Here is a 6,246-nt window from a genome sequence, read left to right as displayed (position 1 = left end):
TTGGATCAGCATCAGGCTGATGCCCCAGGTCGCGAGCAGAGTTTCCAGCGGCCGACCATAGAGATGGCGAATCACCGTGCGCTCCAGCGCCATGCCAATGGCGGCGGTGACGAAAAACGCCACCGGCAGCGCGATCAGTGGATAGAACTCGATGGCCTGCGGCGCGTAACGCTGAAACATCAGCTGCACGACATAGGTCGAGTAGGCGCCGAGCATGAGCATCTCGCCGTGAGCCATGTTGATCACCCCGAGCAGGCCGAAGGTGATCGCCAGACCGAGGGCGGCGAGCAGCAGAATCGAGCCCAGCGACATGCCGCTGAAGGCCTGGCCGAGCACTTCGCCGATCAGCAATTTGCGCTTGACCTGCGCGAGGCTGGTTTCGGCGGCGGTGCGCACGCCGGCATCGCTTTCCACGCCCGGTTCGAGCAGACCTTCAAGGCGCGTGCGTGCCAGCGGGTCGCCGGTTTCACCGAGCAGACGTACCGCCGCGAGGCGCACCGCCGGGTCGCTGTCGACCAGTTGCAGATTGGCCAGCGCCAGGCTCAGGGCCGCGTGGACGCTTGGGTCTTTTTCCCCGGCGAGTTGCCGGTCGAGAAATTTCAGCTGCGCGGGTTTCGCGCTTTTCTGCAATTGCTGCGCGGCGCCGAGACGGATCTTGCTGTCAGCGGCGAGCAATTGATGGCTGGCCATCGCGGTGTCGATCAGACCCCGCAGGCGATTGTTCAGGCGCAGGGTTTTCGCTTGGCCGTCGATCGTCAGCTCGCCTTGTTGCAGGGCGTTGAGCAATTCGATACGCGCCGGATCGGGCTGCGCGGCCCAGGCTTCCAGCAATTTGGCCTGTTGCATCGGATTGGCCGCGACGAAGTCTTCGGCATCGCCAGCGTGGGCCAGGAGTGGCAGCAACAGTGCGATGGCACAGATGAATCGGAAAAGGGCAGTGGGCATAGTCAGTCGCCTTGACGCGGACATTGTGGGAGCGAGCCTTTGTGGCGAGGGGATTGATCCCCGTTCGGCTGCGAAGCAGTCGTGATATCGGTCGACGCGATCGATCTGATACACCGCGACTGATGGCTTTGGGGCTGCTTCGCAACCCATCGGGGATAAATCCCCTCACCACAAAGGTCCGCTCTCACAGGGAATTGCATCAGCCTCACGCCAGGCGCGAGACTGACATCCGGTGACTCAGTTGCTCTTCACCGCATAATCCGGCTTCTTGTCGTTGCCCTGAATGTACGGGCTCCATGGTTGCGCGCGGATCGGGCCTTCGGTCTGCCACACGACGTTGAACTGCCCGTCGCTCTGGATTTCGCCGATCATCACGGGCTTGTGCAGGTGGTGATTGGTCTTGTCCATGGTCAGGGTATAGCCCGATGGCGCAGCGAAGGTCTGCCCGGCCAGTGCTTCGCGCACTTTGTCGACGTCAGTGGATTTGGCTTTCTCGACCGCCTGCGCCCACATGTGGATGCCGACGTAGGTGGCTTCCATCGGGTCGTTGGTCACGGCTTTATCGGCGCCCGGCAGGTTGTGTTTCTTCGCATAGGCTTTCCAGTCCGCGACGAATTTCTTGTTCGCAGGATTCTCCACCGACTCGAAGTAGTTCCACGCCGCGAGGTTGCCCACCAGCGGTTTGGTGTCGATGCCGCGCAGTTCTTCTTCACCGACCGAGAACGCCACCACCGGTACATCGGTAGCCTTCAGGCCCTGGTTGGCCAGCTCTTTGTAGAACGGCACGTTGGAGTCGCCGTTGACGGTGGAAATGACGGCAGTCTTGCCACCGGCGGAGAATTTTTTGATGTTGGCAACGATGGTCTGGTAATCGCTGTGACCGAACGGCGTGTAGACCTCTTCGATGTCCTTGTCGGCCACGCCTTTGGAGTGCAGGAACGCGCGCAGGATCTTGTTGGTGGTGCGCGGGTAGACGTAGTCGGTGCCGAGCAGGAAGTAGCGCTTGGCGCTGCCGCCTTCTTCGCTCATCAGGTATTCAACGGCGGGGATCGCTTGCTGGTTCGGCGCGGCGCCGGTGTAGAAGACGTTCGGCGACATCTCTTCGCCTTCGTACTGCACCGGGTAGAACAGCAGGCCATTGAGTTCTTCGAACACCGGCAATACCGATTTACGCGAAACCGAGGTCCAGCAGCCGAACACCACCGCGACCTTGTCCTGGGTCAGCAGCTGTCGGCCCTTTTCGGCGAACAGCGGCCAGTTGGAAGCGGGATCGACCACCACCGGCTCGAGCATCTTGCCGTTCACGCCGCCCTTGGCGTTGATCTCGTCGATGGTCATCAGCGCCATGTCCTTGAGCGACGTTTCGGAGATCGCCATGGTCCCGGACAACGAATGCAGAATCCCGACCTTGATGGTCTCGGCGGCCTGGACAGTCCAGGTCATGCCCATCGCGGCAATGGATGCCGTGAGTGTGAAAGCCTTGATCAAACTGCGACGCTTCATTGTGCGATCTCCATGAACATTCGATTTTTTCTGGTTGGCAGATGCGGACGACTGAAGGTGTGTTTTGCAAAGGCTGTGCCCGGTCGCGTTCAGGCAAGAAAATGTCGTGCCAGAGCGCTTGCGCGCTGAGGGCGTGCACCAGGAGGGGACGGTACTCGGGTGGTGGTGCGTCCAGTTGCGCCAGATTGGGGCGCAGCTGTCGCGCAGATGCGGATACAGAAACGATAAACATGTACCACAGCAGGTGAAAACCGACGGCCCACACTCACGCGCTCATCCCGATTCTCAGCGCAGGTTTTTATGAGTCATGTCTCAGGCCGATCCGGTCGTACCGCAAGTTCTTCAGCAACGTTCAAGCTGCCGCCACTGAGCCCGGCCTTTCTGACTGAAGAGGACGCCGCCTATTGGGTGCACACGCGGATTCCACTGAACCCGGACAAAGAGTACGGCAGCGTGATCCTGCTGCGTCCGGACGGGAAATTGCTCGCCACTTCTCCCATCGCCGGGCAAGCCACGGGTTTTGACTTCGGCACAATTGTGCAGACCGATGTCCTTGGCGGCATGCTTCATCCGCTGGGCTACCGGTGCGTCGCCAGCGTTCACAGCCATCCGCCGATCCATGCCGAGTTCCGCAATGGCAATCGGCGTCAGGATGAAACGCTGCTCCGGCTGTTCATGAGTTTCTATTCAGGCGGCGATTTCATTGGCGATGTGTCGGCGCGGGATTTTTTCCGCAGCGCTTACCTTTCAGGCCCGGATGGCAGCTTGCTCAAATACGTCTCGAGCGGCTCGCCCGAGGAGCGCGACTACTTTCTATGGCAGCAGTCCGGCGGGCCGTCGGGCCATCCGGCGGGGGCCTATGACGTGATGGCGGTGATCAACAAACTGGCGACCGTGGGTGAACTAAAAGTGATTGTTTCGAATGCCGACTGGGGCTACTCGGTGGGGCGCGTACCTGCGGACTGGAAGGCCGGCGCGTCGTTTTCAAAGGGTGCAGTCACCGAACTGCCGCTGATGACCCGTGTCTGCGTCAATGCCGAACGCGCCGTGCTGGCCGCTTTGAAATCCAGAGGCGCGCAAACGACGGGCCTGATATTGAAAAAATTGGTTGGCGAGGAGTATGTGGCCACCCATGCGCGGCCGGCCGGGCTCGCCGCTTGGGATCCTGAGCGAATATTTCCGGTTGATGCCCAAGGGCAATTGCAGCTGCCCAAGGGGTATTTGCTGGAGGGCTTTTACTTCGCCTCGCGACCCGACCCGGCACAGTTTCCACCTGGCCAGCCGTGGCTCTACGAGAACTTCTTCACGCCCCGGGAGATCGCCTGGGCTATCGAAGCGAATGCCCGCAGCCAACATCTGGCGCAAGCAGGGCGTGCGTTGTCGCTGTACATGCGGGCGCAGGATCATGCGATGTTGAAGTACCGCTTCAGCGGCGATTCGATCGAAGCGGCACTGAGCGTTACGCAGTCGGACGGCACGGTCAGTGACAATGGTGTGCAGGCAAGGCTATTGGCCGGCACACTGGATACCCGCGCATTTGTTTCGATGCTGGTACTGGCCGGGACCCTGGAGGTCGTGCGCGGCAGTGCGTTGTGGGCGCATCTGGGGCCGGTGGATCTGCAATGGCAGCCCTTCGCCAATTTCCCCTGGCCGCGATTGAGCCGGGCTTTTCTGGCGGCCGATGATGCGGTTCGCCATGCCCATGAGCTCGTGGGCATTCGCCGTGATCAGCAGTACGCGGGGTATGTTTTTCAGCGTAGCGACAAGCGTTTCGTGGTGACCGAACCCTTGCCCGGGGATATCGATACGCTCAGCCAGGGGCGGCTTTATCCTCTGGACAATCACGGTCGGCCGGTGTTTCCAGACGACCACACCATGCATGCGCGTTATGTCGCTCACGTTGCGCTTTCGCAACTTGACCCGGTGCATATCCGGTATCTGCGCTGGACCCGTGCCGAGGCTCTGCTGGACGTGCAGATGCTCAACGTTGACGAGCTGCGGCAGACCCTGGTCGACGGGATCGCTCTGTATTGCTCTGGTGCCGGTGACAGCCTGATCAGGTTCCAGCCCTACACCACCATCGTCGCCAGGGAGCTGGCCAGACGCCTCGGCACTGGCAAGCACCCGGGCGAGCTAGCCAGTGCGCTGCGCAACGGCACTGAACGGCCACAAGCCTTTGTGCGTGAACAGGCGCAGGCCGGCGTCTTGTTCAACCTGATCGATCACGCACTGTGGGGCTATCGCGGGCAAATCGGCGCTGACTGGAGCCTGCCAGTAGCGTCAGTGGCTGAACCAGGCGAGTCTGAGCCGCCGCTGCCGACGTTACCGAAACCGTCATTGCCAGATCTTTCTTTGCAGCCATATCCGCCAACGCAAGTGCCTGCGCCTGGCGCCACGACAATGCCGTGGAAGCGTCCTGCGAGGATTTTCTTTGGTGCGGTGTTTTCCTCGGCGGACGATGCAGCACTGAGTCAATCCAGTACTGACGTGCATTTGCACGACGAGAAGAAAACCTGGTTCGGCTTCATTCTCAAGCACGTGGGGCGGGAGGAATACATCGCCAGCGAGCTGATACCCGTCAGCGATAGCGGCACCAATCTGTTTCGTCAGGAGTCGGTGTTCAGTTCCAGCAGGACGGCTCCCTGGTATCAGTACCCGGATGGCTTCGACCTGCATGCCGTGTATTACATGCACCAGCGAATCGGGGAAACCTTGCGCCATCCCCAGGACTGGCTCGCGCATTACTTCGTCACGCCAGAGACGCTGACCGTTGCCATGTATCTCTCCGAGCGGCGCCCGGTCGTCGCCACTGGCCGGCACAGAACTTTGTATATCGCCACTGGTGATGGTGCTCTGCTCAGGTATGTGTTCAACAGCTCCAGCAAGTTGTTCTACGACGACAGCTCGCAGACGACGCTGCAAACGCTCAAGGACGATCTCGCTGCGCAAAGGCTGTTGCCATCCGACTTCGTGCACACCGTGGTCGACAGTGGTCAACTTGACGTGCTGCGTACGAGTCTGTGCTGGGACCGGCCGGGTTTGGTCAAGAAAACCTGGCAGCCTTACGCAAATCTGCAGCGACGCGCCCTGGGGCCGGTTTTTCACAGTGCCGACGATGCGGCGGTGCATGCCCGATCGCTGTTGCCGCAGAGCACCGACAAGCTCTATGGCGGTGTCATTCTGAAACGCTCCGACGGCCTCTACGTCGCTACCTTGCCGATTGAAGTGACACGCGAAAATTTCGACAGTAGCGAGATCATCGCCGACGAGGCTCGCGCTGCCGGACTGTTTCCAGAAAATTGCCGGATCGTTGCGCGTTACCGCTCCAGAGTCCCGAGGGAGCTGTCGGTAGCGTTTTCGGCCATCGACAAACAGATCTACTTGAACATGCTGTCGGTCGATACCTTGTACTCGGCATTCACCCGCAAGCCTGTGGTCTGGGATGAATACCTGTTTGCGCCGGACGGTGCGACGATTCGCTATCAGCCTGGGTTGTGGGAGCGTCTGCGCGCCGATCTGTCGATTGCCCTGACGGCAAGCAATAGCCTGCCCGCATCACTGGATGGCGAGACCATCAAGCAGCGCCTTTACAGCGGTGAATTGAAACCGATCGACTGGATCGACTCGCTCGCCAGAACAGGTTATTTGCAGGTCGTCACCGGCAGTGACCTGTGGGGCCTGCCCAGGCAAGTATCGCGCTGGGTGCCGTTCTCCGCCGATCTGCAGATCGTGACGGATTACAGCAAAGCCGTTACTGCGGCGGTGTGCGGCCCGTTATTTCTTCAGGCAGATGCGGCC

At 60.5% G+C, this 6,246-nt stretch carries 3 protein-coding genes; 1 reads left to right on the top strand and 2 read right to left on the bottom strand.

From position 1 onward, the window contains the following. Positions 1–945, bottom strand: a 945-nt coding sequence (locus tag OQK_RS07840) for an ABC transporter permease subunit (RefSeq protein WP_038860724.1), incomplete at its 3' end; no start/stop codon positions are given. A gap of 237 nt (positions 946–1,182) precedes the next feature. Beyond that, a complete protein-coding gene (gene urtA / locus OQK_RS07835) occupies positions 1,183–2,448 on the bottom strand; it encodes an urea ABC transporter substrate-binding protein (protein WP_016771886.1) in 1,266 nt (421 codons plus the stop codon). 300 nt (positions 2,449–2,748) lie between these two features. On the opposite strand from urtA, the gene OQK_RS28845 reads away from it, so the two are divergent. Then, positions 2,749–6,246, top strand: a 3,498-nt coding sequence (locus tag OQK_RS28845) for a DUF4329 domain-containing protein (protein ID WP_016771885.1), incomplete at its 3' end; no start/stop codon positions are given.

Origin of the sequence: Pseudomonas sp. R62, assembly GCF_000257605.1 — a bacterium.
Taxonomy (GTDB): domain Bacteria; phylum Pseudomonadota; class Gammaproteobacteria; order Pseudomonadales; family Pseudomonadaceae; genus Aquipseudomonas; species Aquipseudomonas atacamensis.
Note: the sequence above shows the minus strand (reverse complement) of the source record. Positions and strands in the feature narration are given on the sequence as shown.